Annotated in this window: 15 protein-coding genes; 14 read left to right on the top strand and 1 reads right to left on the bottom strand. The window is 58.8% G+C overall.

What is annotated here, in order from left to right; all coding sequences use genetic code 11:
* The coding region (locus ACW81B_RS11280; RefSeq protein WP_491580323.1) for a mechanosensitive ion channel family protein at positions 1 to 817 on the bottom strand (817 nt) is incomplete at its 3' end.
* Between the two features lie 171 nt (positions 818 to 988).
* On the opposite strand from ACW81B_RS11280, the gene mtnA reads away from it, so the two are divergent.
* The 14 genes from mtnA (at position 989) to pyrF (ending at position 16,807) form a co-directional block, all read left to right on the top strand.
* Positions 989 to 2,038 carry an S-methyl-5-thioribose-1-phosphate isomerase gene (mtnA, locus tag ACW81B_RS11285; protein WP_491580324.1) on the top strand — a complete coding sequence of 350 codons (1,050 nt, stop codon included), beginning with the start codon at positions 989 to 991 and terminating at the stop codon, positions 2,036 to 2,038.
* Between the two features lie 178 nt (positions 2,039 to 2,216).
* Positions 2,217 to 4,781 (top strand): DNA gyrase subunit A, encoded by a 2,565-nt coding sequence (gene gyrA / locus ACW81B_RS11290; RefSeq protein WP_491580325.1) that lies wholly within the window; start codon positions 2,217 to 2,219, stop codon positions 4,779 to 4,781.
* A 101-nt stretch (positions 4,782 to 4,882) separates the two neighbouring features.
* Positions 4,883 to 5,965 (top strand): 3-phosphoserine/phosphohydroxythreonine transaminase, encoded by a 1,083-nt coding sequence (serC, locus tag ACW81B_RS11295; protein WP_491580326.1) that lies wholly within the window; start codon positions 4,883 to 4,885, stop codon positions 5,963 to 5,965.
* Positions 5,966 to 5,990: 25 nt separating this feature from the next.
* Positions 5,991 to 7,154 (top strand): phosphoglycerate dehydrogenase, encoded by a 1,164-nt coding sequence (locus tag ACW81B_RS11300; RefSeq protein ID WP_491580327.1) that lies wholly within the window; start codon positions 5,991 to 5,993, stop codon positions 7,152 to 7,154.
* A gap of 14 nt (positions 7,155 to 7,168) precedes the next feature.
* Positions 7,169 to 8,251 carry a prephenate dehydratase gene (pheA, locus tag ACW81B_RS11305; protein WP_491580328.1) on the top strand — a complete coding sequence of 361 codons (1,083 nt, stop codon included), beginning with the start codon at positions 7,169 to 7,171 and terminating at the stop codon, positions 8,249 to 8,251.
* Entirely contained in the window at positions 8,252 to 9,370 is a 1,119-nt protein-coding gene (hisC, locus tag ACW81B_RS11310) for a histidinol-phosphate transaminase (protein WP_491580329.1), read from the top strand.
* The gene (locus tag ACW81B_RS11315; RefSeq protein WP_491580330.1) at positions 9,367 to 10,245 is read left to right on the top strand and encodes a prephenate dehydrogenase; all 879 of its coding nucleotides are present in this window, start codon (positions 9,367 to 9,369) and stop codon (positions 10,243 to 10,245) included. Before hisC ends, ACW81B_RS11315 begins: the two co-directional genes overlap by 4 nt.
* Before the next feature lie 16 nt (positions 10,246 to 10,261).
* Positions 10,262 to 11,581 carry a 3-phosphoshikimate 1-carboxyvinyltransferase gene (gene aroA / locus ACW81B_RS11320; protein ID WP_491580331.1) on the top strand — a complete coding sequence of 440 codons (1,320 nt, stop codon included), beginning with the start codon at positions 10,262 to 10,264 and terminating at the stop codon, positions 11,579 to 11,581.
* Positions 11,578 to 12,255, top strand: a complete 678-nt coding sequence (gene cmk, locus ACW81B_RS11325) for a (d)CMP kinase (protein WP_491580332.1) — start codon at positions 11,578 to 11,580, stop codon at positions 12,253 to 12,255. The genes aroA and cmk overlap by 4 nt, the downstream gene beginning before the upstream one ends.
* Before the next feature lie 159 nt (positions 12,256 to 12,414).
* A complete protein-coding gene (rpsA, locus tag ACW81B_RS11330; RefSeq protein ID WP_491580333.1) occupies positions 12,415 to 14,091 on the top strand; it encodes a 30S ribosomal protein S1 in 1,677 nt (558 codons plus the stop codon).
* 81 nt (positions 14,092 to 14,172) lie between these two features.
* Positions 14,173 to 14,538, top strand: coding sequence for an integration host factor subunit beta (locus ACW81B_RS11335; RefSeq protein WP_491580334.1), 366 nt, complete (start codon positions 14,173 to 14,175; stop codon positions 14,536 to 14,538).
* A 221-nt stretch (positions 14,539 to 14,759) separates the two neighbouring features.
* Positions 14,760 to 15,050, top strand: coding sequence for a LapA family protein (locus tag ACW81B_RS11340; protein ID WP_491580335.1), 291 nt, complete (start codon positions 14,760 to 14,762; stop codon positions 15,048 to 15,050).
* A gap of 15 nt (positions 15,051 to 15,065) precedes the next feature.
* The gene (locus tag ACW81B_RS11345) at positions 15,066 to 16,082 is read left to right on the top strand and encodes a lipopolysaccharide assembly protein LapB (RefSeq protein WP_491580336.1); all 1,017 of its coding nucleotides are present in this window, start codon (positions 15,066 to 15,068) and stop codon (positions 16,080 to 16,082) included.
* The gene (gene pyrF, locus ACW81B_RS11350; protein WP_491580337.1) at positions 16,079 to 16,807 is read left to right on the top strand and encodes an orotidine-5'-phosphate decarboxylase; all 729 of its coding nucleotides are present in this window, start codon (positions 16,079 to 16,081) and stop codon (positions 16,805 to 16,807) included. Before ACW81B_RS11345 ends, pyrF begins: the two co-directional genes overlap by 4 nt.
* The last annotated feature ends 153 nt before the right edge of the window (positions 16,808 to 16,960 follow it).

Consider the following 16,960-nt stretch of genomic DNA (forward strand, 5'->3'; position numbering starts at 1 on the left):
GCATGTGCACTTCCTGCTGCGGGTAGGGAATGCTGATGCCGTTAGCATCAAAAGCCAGTTTGACCTTTTCCAGCAGGTCGGAACGCACCGGCCAGTAGTCCCCGCTGTTGACCCAGGGTCGCACATTGAAGTTCACGCTGCTGTCGGCCAGCTCCGCCATCGCAACGGCAGGCTCGGGGTCGGCAAGGATGCGTTCGTCCTGTTTCATGAGGTCGTTGATGATCTGTTTGGCTTTTGCGATATCGTCGTCGTAACCGATACCGAATACCAGGTCGATGCGGCGTGTGGGTCTGGCGGAATAGTTGGTAATGGTGCCGCCGTAGATCTGCCCGTTCGGGACAATGATTTCGCGGTTGTCGCCGGTGCGCAGCAGGGTGGCGAACATACGCACTTCCTCGACCACGCCGCTGGCGCCGCCGGCTTCGATAAAGTCACCGACCTTGAAGGGGCGGAACAGGATGATCATGATGCCGGAGGAGAAGTTTGCCAGCGAGTCCTTCAGGGCCAGGCCTACGGCCAGGCCGGCGGCGCCGAATACGGCGAGCAGGGAGGTGGTTTCGATGCCGAGGTGATCGAGTGCCGCCATGACGACAACCAGCAGCAGCACGGTATAGGTCAGGTTGCCGACAAAGTTGATCAGCATGTCGTCGAGGTTGGACTTCTTCATCAGTTTCCTGACCATGCCGGTCAACCATTTGGCAATCCAGCGCCCGATGATGAAGATGGCGAGTGCAACACCGAGCTGTATGGCCCAGGGGATCAGGATGCCCTGGATTATGTCCAGGTTTCCCGGCCCTGTAATATTGATCGATTCCATGACAAACTCCTCTCTTAAGGCAACATATTGTCGCCGCTTGTTTATTTTTGCTGCCTTGCCCAAGTAAAGCCTGAACGACGGGTGGTTGCAAGCGGTTACAACGGTTCGGGGTGTGTATTGTACGATCGTCCAGCTGCGCCACGTGGTGCCGCGGCGGGCAAAGGAATCAGCATGTCAGACTACGACGCTATACGGGCGGTTCGCTGGACGGACAGCGGACTGCAATTACTCGATCAGCGCGTGTTACCACAGCGGGAAATCTGGTTGACGCTGGAACGTTGCAGCGATGCCGCGCAGGCCATTACCGATATGGTGGTGCGCGGGGCGCCGGCAATTGGCATAACCGCGGCCTACGGGGCGGTGCTGGCGGCGCGCGCATGTTATGCCGCGCAGGCTTCTGACTGGAAGGCTGCATTTGCAGGTGATATGCGGCAACTTGCACAGGCGCGTCCTACCGCGGTGAATCTTGCCTGGGCGGTCGAGCGCATGCAGCGTCTGGCGGAGTCACTGGAGGGTGACCCGGTAGCGGCGTTGCTGGCCGAAGCGCAGGTCATTCATGAGGAAGACATTGCTGCGAATCGCACCATGGGTGAGTTGGGTGCCGCCTGTATTGATGCCGGAAGTGGCGTATTGACGCATTGTAATGCCGGTTCGCTGGCGACCGGTGGCTACGGTACGGCACTGGGTGTGATACGCAGCGCCTGGGCCGCTGGAAAACTCGATGCGGTCTATGCTGACGAAACGCGGCCCTGGTTGCAGGGTGCGAGGCTGACGGCCTGGGAACTGATGCAGGATGGTATTCCGGTCACCTTGCTGGTCGACGGCGCCGCGGCCTGGCTGATGCAACAGGGCAAGGTGCAATGGGTCATTGTCGGTTCCGACCGGATTGCGGCCAATGGCGACGTTGCCAACAAGATCGGTACCTATGCAACGGCGGTGGCGGCCCGTTACCATGGCGTGAAGTTCATGGTGGTCGCGCCGTCTTCGACCGTTGATATGAATACGGCCAGCGGCGCTGAAATCCCGATTGAGACACGCGCGGAGGTAGAAGTGTTGCAGGCGGCCGGCCAGCCGGTGGCAGCGGCCGGCGCGCAAGCCTGGAACCCCGTATTTGATATCACACCGGCGCAACTGGTCGATGTCATTGTTACTGAGCGCGGTGTTGTCGAGCACCCGGATCGCAGCAAAATGCGTTCCCTTATGGGTATGACGGGAATTTGACGACACGTCTCTCAGGCGCTCTCTCAGCCGTTCTCAGCACGAATTGTCTTGATGCAGTGGTAGGCCGTGGTGTGGTAACATTTGTCTTTTAGCCGCTCTGGGCGTTTCAGCGCGTCTCAGGTAGCTTTACATTCATTTTACGGAACCGGCGACCTGGCCGGCTCCCGGGTTGAGTTTCATGTCTGATTTCGCCAAAGAAGTGCTTCCGGTCAACCTGGAAGACGAGATGCGGAAATCGTATCTCGACTACGCCATGAGCGTGATCGTCGGGCGCGCGCTGCCGGATGTGCGCGACGGGCTGAAGCCGGTGCATCGACGCGTGCTGTACGCCATGAGTGTGCTCGGCAACGACTTCAACAAACCCTACAAGAAATCCGCCCGCGTGGTCGGCGACGTGATCGGTAAGTACCACCCGCACGGTGACACCGCCGTGTATGACACCATTGTACGCATGGCCCAGCCGTTCTCGCTGCGCTACATGCTGGTTGACGGACAGGGTAACTTTGGTTCAGTGGATGGCGATTCCCCGGCCGCCATGCGTTACACCGAAGTGCGCATGTCGAAAATCGCCCACGAACTGCTCGCCGATCTCGATAAAGAGACGGTCGACTTCGTACCCAACTACGACGAGTCCGAGCACGAACCGTCGGTCATGCCGACGCGCATCCCCAACCTGCTGGTCAATGGTTCGGCCGGCATCGCGGTGGGCATGGCGACCAACATTCCGCCGCACAACCTGACCGAGATCGTCAAAGGGTGTATCGCGCTGATCGATAATCCGGAACTTTCCATCAAGGAGCTGATGGATATCATCCCCGGGCCGGATTTCCCGACCGCTGCCATTATCAATGGCGTGCGCGGCATTCACGAGGCCTACCACACCGGTCGCGGGCGTGTGCATATTCGCGCACGCAGCCATATCGAGGGCGAAGAAGGCAGCAAGCAGTCCATTGTCGTCACCGAGCTGCCCTACCAGGTCAACAAGGCGCGGTTGCTGGAAAAGATTGCCGAGCTGGTCAAGGACAAGAAGATCGAAGGCATCTCCAACCTGCGTGACGAGTCCGACAAGGACGGCATGCGCATGGTGGTTGAACTCAAGCGCAACGAGGTGGCCGAGGTTGTGCTCAATAACCTGTACCAGCAGACCCAGATGCAGAGCGTGTTCGGCATCAATATGGTGGCGCTGGTCGATGGTCAACCGCGGTTATTGAATCTCAAACAGATCCTCGAAGCCTTTGTCCGTCATCGCCGTGACGTGGTCACCCGCCGCACCGTGTTCCTGTTGCGCAAGGCGCGTGAGCGGGCGCATGTGTTGGAAGGCCTGGCGGTGGCGCTGGCCAACATCGATGAAGTCATTGCACTGATCAAGTCATCCGCCAGCCGCGCCGAGGCGCGCGCCGAACTGGTGCGCCGCGAGTGGGCGCCGGGTGTCGTGGGTGAATTGCTGCAACGCTCCGGCGCAACGTCCTCGCGGCCGGATGGGCTGGAAGCCACGTTCGGCTACCACGGCGATGTGTACCGTCTGTCGGAAGTCCAGGCACAGGCCATTCTCGACTTGCGTCTGCACCAGATCACCGGGCTGGAGCAGGACAAGATTGTTGACGAGTACCGGGAACTCATCGAACGCATCGATGACCTGCTGGATATTCTCAATAACCCCGACCGCCTGATGCAGGTGATTCGGGGCGAGCTGGACGAGGTGCTGGAAAACTACGGTGATGAACGTCGTACCGAGATTCTGACCGATCACCTCGACCTGACCATGGAAGACCTGATCACCGAGGAAGACGTGGTGGTGACCCTGTCGCACCAGGGTTACGCCAAGTCGCAGCCGCTGTCCGATTACCGGGCGCAGCGGCGCGGCGGCCGTGGCAAGGCGGCGACCAAAGTGAAGGAAGAAGATTTCATCGACAAGCTGTTTGTCGCCAGCACCCACGACACGATTTTGTGTTTCAGCAGCCGCGGCAAGGCCTACTGGCTCAAGGTCTACCAGCTTCCGCAGGCCGGGCGCATGGCGCGCGGCAAGCCGATTGTAAACCTGTTGCCGCTGGAAGAGGGTGAACGGATCAACGCGGTGTTGCCGGTTCGTGAGTTCCCGGAAGACCAGTTCGTGTTCATGGCCACGGCGCAGGGTACAGTGAAGAAAACCCCGTTGTCGGATTTCTCGCGACAGCGCAGCAACGGTATCATCGCCGTGGACTTGCGGCCAGACGATTACCTGATCAACGTGGCGATCACCGATGGAAGCAAGGATGTGATGCTGTTCAGCAATATCGGCAAGGTCATCCGCTTCCACGAAACCGATGTGCGCCCGATGGGTCGTACCGCCTGTGGCGTGCGTGGTATCCGCCTGGCGCCGGGGCAGCGCGTTATCGCGTTGATTATTGTCAGCGAAGGTACCGTGCTGACGGCGACCGAGCACGGTTACGGCAAACGTACGCCGGTCTCCGAATACCCGGTACACGGCCGTGGCGGCCAGGGTGTGATTTCCATTCAGAGCACCGAGCGTAACGGTGAAGTCATTGGCGCCGTACTGGTTCAGGAAGATGATGAATTCATGTTGATCAGTAACGGCGGGACGCTGGTGCGTACACGTGTAGCGGAAGTCTCAACAATGGGGCGTAACACTCAGGGTGTACGCCTGATCAAGCTGCACGATGGCGAGACGCTGGTTGGTATTGCACCGGTCGCCGACGTTGGTGGTGATGAGGATGACAGCAATGTCGATGAAACGTCAGATTAATCCGTCATACCGGCGCAGGCCGGTATCCAGAGTGCTGGCATCCATAGATTCCGGCCTACGCCGGAATGACAGAAGAAAAAATATCCAGGAGTCCAGAAAATATGTCGAAGGTATATAACTTCAGCGCCGGCCCCGCGGTTTTACCGGCAGAGGTGCTGGAGCGGGCGCGTGATGAACTGGTCGACTGGCACGGCAGTCATATGTCAGTGATGGAAATGAGCCATCGCGGAAAAGCATTCATGTCGATCGCGGAGAAGGCCGAGGCCGACCTGCGCGAACTGATGAAAATTCCGGACAACTACAAGGTACTGTTCCTGCAGGGCGGCGCATCCAGCCAGTTCGCGATGGTGCCGATCAACCTGCTGCGCGGCAACAACAAGGCCGACTACATCTGGACCGGCGCCTGGGGCAAGAAAGCCATTGCCGAGGGCAGGCGTTATTGCAACGTGAATGTGGCTGCCAGCTCCGAAGCGGAAAAGTTCACTACCATTCCTGATCCGTCCGGCTGGTCGCTCGACAGCGAGGCGGCCTATGTCCACTACACACCGAACGAAACCATCGGCGGTGTCGAGTTTCACTGGATTCCCGATGTCGGCGATGTGCCGCTGGTGGCGGACATGTCATCGACCATCCTGTCGCGGCCGATTGATGTCAGCAAGTATGGCGTCATCTATGCCGGCGCACAGAAGAACATTGGCCCGGCCGGGCTGACGGTAGTGATTGTGCGTGACGACCTGATCGGTCAGCCGGTCGACGGACAGCCGGTGATGTTCGACTACGCCACCCACGCCAACAACGGTTCCATGTACAACACACCGCCGACCTATGGCTGGTACCTCGCCGGCCTGGTGTTCGAGTGGCTGAAGGAAAAAGGCGGTCTGGAAAAGATTTCGATGATCAACCACCGCAAGGCCAGCGCCCTGTACAAGGCCATCGATGATTCGGATTTTTACGCCAACCCGGTTGATCCCGATTGCCGCTCCTGGATGAATGTGCCTTTCACCCTGGCGGATCCGGAACTGGACGCCACCTTCCTGGAACAAGCCGGACAGGAAGGCCTGATGACACTCAAGGGGCATCGTTCGGTGGGTGGTATGCGTGCCAGTATCTACAATGCCATGCCGGAAGAGGGTGTTGCTGCACTGATTGATTTCATGCGCGAGTTCGAGAAGCGCCACGGTTAACCGCACAAGGCAGAACAATATAACCATGTACAAGATTCTTACCCTGAATAATATTTCCGTGGCCGGTCTGGAACGTTTACCGCGTGATAAATATGAAGTCGCTTCCGAGATCCAGCATCCGGACGCCATCCTGTTGCGCTCGTTCAATATGCACAACTGGGAGATTCCGGAAACGGTCAGGGCCATTGGCCGTGCCGGCGCGGGCGTCAACAATATTCCGGTCGATGACATGAGCCGGCGCGGTGTTCCCGTATTCAACGCGCCGGGCGCCAATGCCAATGCGGTCAAGGAACTGGTGATCGCCGGTATGCTGATCGCGGCGCGTAACCTCTGCCAGGGCTGGTCATTTGCGCGCTCCCTCGAAGGGGAAGACAGCGAAATCAGCAAGCAGGTTGAATCCGGCAAGAAAAACTTTGCCGGTTTCGAACTGCCCGGGCGTACGCTGGGCGTGATCGGCCTGGGTGCTATCGGTGTACAGGTAGCCAATGCCGCGCACGCGCTGGGCATGAAGGTCATCGGTTACGACCCGGATATCACCGTGCAGAGTGCCTGGCAGATGTCGTCGGATGTCGAACAGGCGGCAGGTGTCGATGACCTGTTGCAGCGCAGTGATTTTGTGACCTTCCACGTGCCGCTGGTCGACGCCACCAGACACATGATCAACGAAGAGCGCCTGCGCGCCATGCGCGATAATGTGGTACTGCTTAATTTCTCCCGCAACGGCATTATCGACGACGAGGCCGTGGTGAAAGCGCTCGATGACGGCAAGGTGTATGCCTATGTGTGCGATTTTCCGAGCAACCTGATCAAGGACCACCCCCGGGTCATTACCCTGCCGCACCTTGGCGCCTCCACGAAGGAAGCCGAGGACAATTGCGCCATCATGGTGGCCGACCAGATCAGGGACTACCTGGAAAACGGCAACGTGCGTAATTCCGTCAACTTCCCCAGGCTGCACATGAAGCGCGGAAGCGAAACACGGCTGGCAGTGGTCAATGCCAATGTCCCCAATATGCTCGGCCAGATTTCCACGACACTGGCGGATTCCGGTTTGAATATCGTCGATATGATCAACAAGTCACGGGGTGAACTCGCCTATACACTGGTCGATGTCGAGGGCGAAATCTGCCAGCAGTGTGTGGATAAAATTGCCGCCACCGACGGCGTGTTATCGGTGCGGGTTATCTAGGCGGCGTTTGCGCAATGGCAGAGCTGACACTCGATCAACTTCGCGAACGCATCGATGAGCTGGATGAACAGATCCAGGCCTTGCTGACAGAGCGCGCCAGTTGCGCGCAACAGGTCGCCGAAACCAAACGCGATGAAGATGCCGATACCATTTTTTACCGGCCCGAGCGTGAAGCGCAAGTCATGCGCCTGGTGCGGGAACGTAACAAGGGCCCGCTTCCCGATGACGAGGTTGTACGCATCTTCCGCGAAATCATGTCGGCCTGCCTGGCGCTGGAACAGCCCCTGACCATTGCCTACCTGGGGCCGGAAGGCACCTATACCCAGGCCGCTGCACTCAAACACTTCGGTCATTCCGTACAGCTCAAACCGCTTTCCGCCATTGATGAAATTTTCCGCGAAGTCGAAGCGGGCAGCGCCGACTTCGGCGTGGTGCCGGTTGAGAACTCCATTGAAGGCGCCATCAATCACACGCTGGATATGTTTATCCGTTCGCCGCTGAAAATCTGTGGTGACGTGGAACTGCGCATTCACCACCAGTTGCTCGGTAGTGGCGGCGGTCCAGCGGCGGTCAAATCCGTTCGCGCCCACCAGCAGGCGCTTGCACAGTGCCGGGAGTGGCTGGACGCCAATCTGCCCGGTGTCGAGCGGGTGGCGGTCAGCAGTAACGCTGAGGCAGCGCGCCAGGCCAGTGAAGACAACACCATTGCCGCCATTGCCAGTGATGCTGCCGCGGAAACCTACGGCCTGGAAACGCTGGCGGTCAATATCGAGGACGATCCCAATAACACCACGCGCTTTCTTGTCGTGGGTGACCAGTACGTCGGGCCCAGCGGTAACGACAAGACCACGCTGATGGTCATGGTGCACAACAAGGCCGGCGCCTTGTACTCACTGCTGGAACCGGTATCGCGCTATGGTGTGAGCATGACCAAAATCGAATCGCGGCCTTCGCGCATGAGCAAATGGGACTATGTGTTCTTCGTCGACGTAGAAGGTCATCGCGAGGATGAAAATGTCGCTGCCGCACTGGCTGAACTGGAGTCACGCGCGTCGATGCTCAAGGTATTGGGGTCCTACCCCAAATGCGAGCTGTAAATGACCACGAGCCTGCTTGAATCCGCAATTCCCGGGGTACAGGCGCTGCGGCCGTATGAACCCGGCAAGCCACTCAGCGAGCTGGCGCGTGAATACGGGATCAGCGATGCCGTCAAGCTGGCGTCCAACGAAAACCCCCTGGGGCCGTCAAAAGCCGTGCTGGACGCCTTGCAGACCGGTTTCGACGAACTGGCGCGTTACCCGGACGGCAATGGTTTTGAGCTGAAAGCAGCGCTGGCGCAACGTCACGGCGTGGCCCCGGACTGGATAACGCTGGGTAACGGTTCCAACGATGTGCTGGAACTGGTGGCGCGTGTGTTTCTGTCACCGCAAACATCGGCCGTCTTCTCTGCACACGCGTTTGCCGTTTACCCGATTGTGACCCAGGCGATTGGCGCCAGGTCACGGGTTGCGGCGGCACACAACGGCAGTCGCGGCCCCCTGTTCGGTCATGACCTCGACGCCATGCGCAAACAGGTGGATGAAGATACCCGCGTGGTATTCATTGCCAACCCCAATAACCCGACCGGCACCTGGCTGCCAGCTGATGCCCTGCGCGCCTTTATTGAGTCGGTGCCGGGCGATGTCGTGATCGTGGTTGATGAAGCCTATTTCGAATATGTTGAAGAGGCCGATTACCCGGACACCTCGCAGTGGCTGAAGGCATTCCCGAACCTGCTGGTGACGCGCACTTTCTCCAAGGCGTACGGCCTGGCATCACTGCGTATTGGCTACGGTATCAGTCAGCCGCTGCTGGCCGACCTGTTGAACCGCGTGCGTCAGCCGTTCAACGTCAACAGCCTTGCCCAGCGCGCGGCCCGTGCAGCGCTGCAGGATACGGCGCACCTGTCCCGCTCGGTCGAGGTCAACCGTCAGGGCATGGCCCGGCTGACGGCCGGCTTTACCGACCTGACGCTGCCATACATTCCTTCGGCGGGTAACTTCGTTTCCGTCGATGTCGGGCGTGACGCCGGCGAAATCTACCAGGCGTTATTGCGTGAAGGTGTGATTGTGCGACCGGTCGACAATTACGGTATGCCCGGTTACCTGCGTATCAGCGTCGGTCTTGAAGACGAAAACCGGCGCTGTCTCGAAGCGCTGGGCAAGGTGCTGGCGTGATCAAACGCCTGTGTGTTATCGGCGTGGGCCTGATTGGCGGTTCGCTGGCGCGCGCCTTGCGCGAGGCCGGTTATGTCGGCGAGATTGTCGGTTCCAGTCGCCGCGCGGAACATTTGCAGGAAGCCGTCGAACACGGCGTGATCGATCGTTTCGACACGGATCCCGCGCGTGCGGTTGAGGGCGCGGACATGGTATTCGTTGCTGTTCCGCTGGGCGCCATGGGCAAGGTTTTTGAATCCATTCCCGCTGCACTGGCGCCTGGCGCCGTGGTCACCGATGGCGGCAGCGCCAAGGCCAGTGTGGTGCGTGATGTGACGGCGGCGGTTGGCCACACGCCGGACTGGTTCGTGCCGGGCCATCCCATTGCCGGTACCGAGCAAAGTGGCGTATCGGCGTCCTTTGCCGGTTTGTATCGGGGGCGCCGGGTCATACTGACGCCGCTGGAGCAGACGCTGCCCGAGGCCACCGCCCGGGTACGCGCCATGTGGGAAGCCACCGGCGCGAGGGTGAATGAGATGAGCGTGGAACACCACGATGAAGTGCTGGCGGCAACCAGTCACCTGCCGCACATGCTGGCGTTTGCACTGGTGGAAAGCCTGGCGCGGCTCGCCGAGCAGCGCGAGATTTTTGAATATGCCGCCGGTGGCTTTGCGGACTTCACCCGTATCGCCTCCAGTGACCCGGTGATGTGGCGTGATATCTGTATCGCCAATCGCGGTGCACTACTGACCATGCTGGATCGTTTCAACACCGATCTTGAGGCACTGCGTGCTGCCGTCGACAGTGAGGATGAAGAAACCCTGTTACGTATTTTTTCCGATGCCAGGCGGGCGCGTGATGCCTTTATCAGCCCCGCAGACAAACTGACGGATTAATCAGCAGCACCATGTTATGAACAGAGATTCACCACTTCGTTTTAAAGCTGCACCAGGCGGCACATTGTGCGGACAGATTCGCGTGCCCGGTGACAAGTCGATTTCCCATCGTTCCATCATGCTCGGCGCGCTGGCCGATGGTGTGACGGAGATCCAGGGCTTTCTCGAGGGTGAGGACAGTCTTGCGACACTCAAGGCATTCCGCGCCATGGGCGTTTCCATCGACGGGCCAGACGAGGGCCGTGTGGTGGTTCACGGTGTCGGTATGCACGGTCTGAAAGCGCCAGCCGCTGCACTGGACCTGGGTAATTCCGGCACCTCCATGCGCCTGTTGGCCGGTTTGCTGGCCGGGCAGGCTTTCGATGTCGAACTGACAGGCGACCATTCACTGATGAGTCGCCCGATGCGGCGTGTGACCGAACCGCTGGCGATGATGGGCGCCGTTATCGAATCCACCGACAGGGGAACGGCGCCCTTGCGTATTCGTGGCGGACAGCCATTAACGGGCATCGATTACAACATGCCGGTCGCCAGCGCCCAGGTAAAGTCCTGCCTGCTGCTGGCAGGCCTGTATGCACAAGGTAGAACCTGTGTCACCGAACCGGCGCCAACGCGCGACCATACCGAGCGAATGCTGTCGGGTATGGGTTATGAGGTCATACGTGACAAGGATCGCGCCTGCGTGGAAGGCGGTGGCCGTCTCAGGGCAACAGCGATTGATGTGCCCGCGGATATTTCATCGGCAGCATTCTTCCTGGTCGGCGCATCCATTGCGCCTGGATCAGATCTGCTGATTGAACATGTGGGTATCAACCCGACACGCACCGGTGTTCTGGAAATCCTGCGCCTGATGGGTGCGGATATCGAAGTACACAACCCGCGCGAAGTGGGTGGCGAACCGGTCGCGGACCTGCGCGTACGCTATGCCCCGTTGAAAGGAATCGAGATACCCGTCGAGCAGGTGCCGCTGGCCATCGATGAATTCCCGGCCCTGTTCGTGGCCGCCGCCTGCGCCAAAGGCCGTACCGTGCTGACCGGCGCCGAAGAGTTGCGGGTCAAGGAAAGCGATCGTATCCAGGTCATGGCTGACGGCCTGCAGGCGCTCGGTGTCGATGCACAGGCCACGGCGGATGGCATGATTATCCAGGGCGGGGCGATCGGAGGCGGGCAGGTCGACAGTTGCGGCGATCATCGTATCGCCATGTCCTTTGCCATGGCGGCGTTACGTGCCAGTGGCGATATCCTTATCGATGATTGCGATAACGTGAACACTTCGTTCCCGGATTTTGTCGGACTGGCTTCAAAGGCCGGGCTTTCCATCCAGGTGGTGTCGTGACAAACCCTCCGGTGATCACCATTGACGGTCCCAGTGGTTCCGGCAAGGGCACCATCAGCCATGCCGTGGCAAAGGAACTGGGCTTCCACTTTCTGGATAGTGGCGCGCTGTATCGAATACTGGCCTGGGCGGCACAACAGCAGGGTATAGCGCTCGATGACGAGCCGGCACTGGCCGAACTGGCCGGTAAACTGGATATTCATTTTCCGGCAGATGGTGACAATGACACCGTGCTGCTGGATGGCGTTAATGTCGGCGATCACATCCGCACCGAGGCTGCCGGCGCCGGCGCTTCGAAGGTGGCTGCGCTGCCGGCAGTGCGCGAGGCGTTGCTGCAACGGCAGCGGGATTTCCGCCAGCCGCCCGGGCTGGTCGCCGACGGTCGCGACATGGGTAGCGTGGTTTTTCCCGATGCCGAGGTTAAAATCTTCCTCACCGCCAGCCCGGAAGAACGCGCAAGAAGGCGATTTAATCAACTGAAAGAAAAAGGAAAAGAGTCGCCGTTCGAGGAGATTCTGGCCGATATACAGGCGCGTGATGCGCGCGATTCCAGCCGCGCCGTGGCCCCCTTGAAACCCGCACCGGATGCCTGGCAAATCGACACCACCTCACTGGATATTCCCACCACCATCGCGCGTGTTCTCGATCGTGTAAAAATTCGTCTAAACCCGTGAAATTCAAAGATTATAAGGTTATACTTCCGGGTTACGCGGTCTGGTAGCGGCTTTTTTGCTTCCAGTGTGTCCAACCTCAACCCGTCAACCGGGATGTTTCCGGTCGTGCGGATTTTTACTTATGCCGCTGCATTTACGCTGCGGAAGGATGTTTAACCCATGTCTGAAAGTTTTGCTGAACTGTTTGAAGAGAGCCTGGCCAATAAAGAAATGCGCCCGGGCACCATTGTCACTGGTACCGTCGTTGATATTCAGCCCGATGCCGTCATCGTTAATGCTGGTCTGAAGTCTGAGGGCGTCATCCCGATAGAACAGTTCAAGAACAGTCAGGGTGAACTCGAAGTCGCCGTCGGCGACGCCGTAGAGGTTTCACTGGATGCCGTTGAAGACGGCTTTGGCGCCACGCGTCTGTCACGCGAAAAAGCCAAGCGTGCACAGGTGTGGAAACGCCTGGAAAAAGCCTTCGAGGAAGGCGAGATCGTCAAGGGTGTGATCAGCGGAAATGTCACGGGCGGCTTCACCGTCGACATCGAAGACATCCTCGCCTTCCTGCCGGGTTCACTGGTCGATGTACGCCCTGTGCGCGATACCACTTACCTGGAAGGCAAGGAACTCGAATTCAAGGTGATCAAGCTGGACCAGCGTCGCAACAACGTGGTGGTATCGCGTCGCGCCGTGGTCGAGACCGAATACAGTGCAGAGCGTGAAGAACTGCTGGAAAGCCTGCAGGAAGGTGCGCAGGTCAAGGGTATCGTCAAGAACCTCACCGACTACGGTGTGTTCGTCGACCTCGGTGGCATCGATGGCCTGCTGCACATCACCGACATGGCCTGGAAGCGCGTCAAGCATCCTTCCGAGATTGTCGAAGTCGGCCAGGAGATCGACGTCAAGGTGCTCAAGTTCGACCGCGAACGTAACCGCGTTTCACTTGGCCTGAAACAGCTGGGTCAGGATCCGTGGGCGGACCTGGCACGTCGTTACCCGGAAGGTACGCGCCTGTTCGGCAAGGTCACCAACATTGCCGACTACGGTTGCTTCGTGGAACTCGAAGACGGTGTGGAAGGCCTGGTGCACGTGTCTGAAATGGACTGGACCAACAAGAACGTCAACCCGGGCAAGATGGTACACATCGGCCAGGAAGTCGAAGTCATCGTTCTGGACATCGACGAGGAACGTCGCCGCATCTCGCTGGGCATGAAACAGATCCACAACAACCCCTGGGATGAATTCTCTGCGACCCATAACAAGGGCGACCACGTCAAGGGCACCATCAAGTCGATTACCGATTTCGGTATTTTCATTGGCCTGGAGGGCGGCATCGACGGCCTGATCCACCTGTCCGATATTTCCTGGCACGAGCCGGGCGAGGAGGCCGTGCGCAATTACAAGAAGGGCGAGGAACTGGAAGCCGTTGTCCTGTCCGTTGACGCCGAGCGCGAACGAATTTCCTTGGGCATCAAGCAGCTTGAGAAAGATCCTTTCTCCAGTTTCTCAGCAGATAACGCTAAAGGAAGCATTGTTAAGGGCGTTATTAAGGAAGTCGACGCCAAAGCGGCGATTGTTGACCTCGGTGACGGCATCGAAGGCACCCTGCGTGCATCCGAACTGGCCCGTGACCGGGTCGAGGATGCCCGCACCGTGCTGACGGTGGGCCAGGAAATTGAAGCCAAGTACATAGGCGTGGATCGCAAGACCCGCACCATTGCGCTGTCTATCAAGGCCAAGGACACCGATGAGGAAGCGGCTGCGGTCAAGGATTACTCGCGCAGTTCCGGCGTCACCGGCGCGACACTGGGCGACGTGTTGAAGGAACAACTTGGAAATAGTGGTGACTAATCAGTAATTTGGTCTAAACTATAGCGTATCGAGGCGAGTGGGGGCCATTTCAGGCCCCGGTGCCGAAACGGGGACAGTTTTATGACAAAATCTGAGTTAATTGAAGTGCTTGCAGCCAAGAACAGTCATCTGAACCATAAGGATGTCGAGCTGGCGGTGAAAAGTCTGATTGAACAGATGAGTCAGTCCCTGTCCACCGGTAACCGGATCGAGATTCGTGGTTTCGGCAGCTTCTCGCTGCACTATCGTCCGCCGCGGATGGGACGCAACCCCAAGACCGGTGAAGCGGTAGCGCTGGCGGCCAAGTATGTGCCGCATTTCAAACCTGGCAAGGAATTGCGCGAGCGGGTGAATATCTACAACCGTATCGACAAACGGCCGACAGAGGCTGCGCCGTCAGCCCCGGAAGGCGAACAGACACCTTCCAGTAGCGGTAGCCTGTTCTGATAACATAACAAACAATGTCACACGTCACACCGGCGCAGGCCGGTGTCCATAAACAAACCACTGGATTCCGGCATGCGCCGGAATGACGATACTTGCGGTAATGACGACATAAAACATAAAACGCCGGCCTGTCCGGCGTTTTTTTATGGGCGGGTGATTGCCGCCACCCGGCAAAGCACCGATAATCCCTGTTCATCCAATGCCGGCGTCAAGAGGCCCACATGCTTCGCCTGATTAACATATTGCTGCTCATTACACTCATCGTGCTGGGGCTGTCCTTTGCGGTACTCAATGCTGACCCGGTGCCGCTGAATTACTATTTCGGCTACCGGGATATCCCGCTGTCCATGATCGTGGTGGTATCGCTGGCGACGGGCGCGATTATCGGCGTACTGGTCAGCATGGGCATACTGCTGCGACAGAAGCAGCAGACCTTTCGCCTGCGCCGGCAACTGAAGAAGGCAGAGAAGTCTGCGGCTTCTTCAACCAGCATCCTGCCATCCAGGGAATAAAGGCGCGTTCCCGCCATGCAACTGCTGCTCTGGTTACTGTTACCGGTTGCTGCCGCCTCGGGCTGGTGGGCGGCGACCTGGAGTCAGAGAAAACAGCAGCGGCGTACCAAGGCTGTGCTGAATTCGGCCTATGGGCAGGGGCTCAATTACCTGCTCAACGAACAGCCTGACAAGGCAACCGAAGTGCTTGTGCAGATGGTCGAGGTGGATCCCGACACCGTTGAACTGCACCTGGCGCTGGGAAGCCTGTTCCGCCGGCGCGGAGAGGTCGATCGTGCCATTCGGGTACACCGCAACATCATTGCCCGCAAGGGCCTCAGCAAAACCCTGCACGCCCAGGCCACGCTGGAACTGGGGCGCGATTTCCTGAAAGCCGGCTTGCTGGACCGCGCGGAAGTCCTGTTCCGCCAGCTACTCGATGCTTACCTCTATAGCGACGATGCGCGCAGCCATCTCATCAACCTCTATCAGCAGGAAAAGGAATGGAGCAAGGCGGCCGAACTGGCGCGCATCTTTGCCGCGCGGGGTGATGAAGCGTGGAGACTGAGGCTGTCCCAGTACCTTTGTGCGCTGGGTGAAGCGGCGTTGCAGCGTGGCAATACAATACGCGCCGAAGGTTATGCCAATGATGCACTGGATGAAGATGCCGGTTGTGTGCGCGCGACCCTGCTGAAAGGCCGTTGTCTGAGCGCGGCAGGCCGGGTGGAACATGCCGTGGAGTGTTTCCGGCAAGTCGAGTTTCAGTGTGCGGAACTGTTGCCGGAGGTGCTGGGCGAGATTCGTGACGGTCTGCTGGAACTGGGGCGTGAGGCAGACTGGACGGCCTACGTCGACGAGCTGGCGGGTCGTCATCCCTGGCTGGTGTTCTATCGCAAGAATGTCGTTGAGCAGAATGTGACGCAGGCCATTGTGCCGAAGTCGCGCTACCGTTGTCAGCAGTGCGGTTTTACCGCGCACAAGCTGTTCTGGCAGTGCCCGGGTTGCCAGAACTGGAGCAGCGTAAAACCGATAAAAACAGGAAGTACTGAATGAATCTGAAATCCATTGAAGGGCCTCGCGTTATCGTTGCGCTGGATTTTGCGGAGGGCCAGGCTGCCCTGCAGTTTGTGCAACAACTGCCCGCCGGCAGCTGCCGCCTGAAAGTTGGCAAGGAACTGTTTACCCGTGCCGGACCGGACCTGGTGCGTCAGCTGGTGGGGATGGGGCATGACGTTTTCCTGGATCTGAAATTTCACGATATACCCAACACCGTGGCACGTGCCTGTGAAGCGGCTGCACAGCTGGGTGTATGGATGGTCAATGTACATGCTTCGGGTGGGCGGCGGATGATGGAAGCCGCATCGACGGCATTACAAAACTTCACCTCGGCCGAGGGCCGAAAACCCCTGTTGATCGGTGTGACGGTCCTGACCAGTATGGGGGCCGAGGACCTGGCTGAAGTGGGTGTTAACGTTGAACCCGCCGAGCAGGTGGACCGACTGGCGCAACTCGCCAAAGACGCCGGGCTTGATGGCGTTGTCTGCTCGCCGCGGGAAGCCGGCCAGTTGCGCACGCGGCTTGGTGAAGACTTTATGCTGGTGACCCCCGGTGTGCGGCCTGCCGGTGCATCAAAGGATGACCAGACACGTGTTATGACACCGGCCGATGCCATTCGTGACGGTGCCGGCTACCTGGTTATCGGCCGGCCCGTGACGCAGGCGAAAGACCCCGTCAGTGCACTTGATGCCATCAATGCCGAAATTCGTTCCGTGACCTGAAGATCGCTTGTAAGAAAATTCCTACACCATAATCAGAAATTCCCGCTTGTACGTTTGCTGCTTTCTTGTAGCATCTGCGCCTCGCAGTGTCCTGATACTGCGCCCGGACACAGGGTGTGTCCGCTGACAAACTTCATGGAGGAAATGGCATGA

This window comes from Thiogranum sp., from assembly GCF_058323355.1.

What these genes read in the sequence shown, in the direction of transcription:
- rpsA (WP_491580333.1), top strand. Translation starts at nt 12,415, where the DNA reads ATGTCTGAAAGTTTTGCTGAACTGTTTGAAGAGAGCCTGGCCAATAAA.
- ACW81B_RS11340 (WP_491580335.1), top strand. Translation starts at nt 14,760, where the DNA reads ATGCTTCGCCTGATTAACATATTGCTGCTCATTACACTCATCGTGCTG.
- pyrF (WP_491580337.1), top strand. Translation starts at nt 16,079, where the DNA reads ATGAATCTGAAATCCATTGAAGGGCCTCGCGTTATCGTTGCGCTGGAT.
- aroA (WP_491580331.1), top strand. Translation starts at nt 10,262, where the DNA reads ATGAACAGAGATTCACCACTTCGTTTTAAAGCTGCACCAGGCGGCACA.
- mtnA (WP_491580324.1), top strand. Translation starts at nt 989, where the DNA reads ATGTCAGACTACGACGCTATACGGGCGGTTCGCTGGACGGACAGCGGA.
- ACW81B_RS11345 (WP_491580336.1), top strand. Translation starts at nt 15,066, where the DNA reads ATGCAACTGCTGCTCTGGTTACTGTTACCGGTTGCTGCCGCCTCGGGC.
- gyrA (WP_491580325.1), top strand. Translation starts at nt 2,217, where the DNA reads ATGTCTGATTTCGCCAAAGAAGTGCTTCCGGTCAACCTGGAAGACGAG.
- pheA (WP_491580328.1), top strand. Translation starts at nt 7,169, where the DNA reads ATGGCAGAGCTGACACTCGATCAACTTCGCGAACGCATCGATGAGCTG.
- serC (WP_491580326.1), top strand. Translation starts at nt 4,883, where the DNA reads ATGTCGAAGGTATATAACTTCAGCGCCGGCCCCGCGGTTTTACCGGCA.
- ACW81B_RS11300 (WP_491580327.1), top strand. Translation starts at nt 5,991, where the DNA reads ATGTACAAGATTCTTACCCTGAATAATATTTCCGTGGCCGGTCTGGAA.
- hisC (WP_491580329.1), top strand. Translation starts at nt 8,252, where the DNA reads ATGACCACGAGCCTGCTTGAATCCGCAATTCCCGGGGTACAGGCGCTG.
- ACW81B_RS11335 (WP_491580334.1), top strand. Translation starts at nt 14,173, where the DNA reads ATGACAAAATCTGAGTTAATTGAAGTGCTTGCAGCCAAGAACAGTCAT.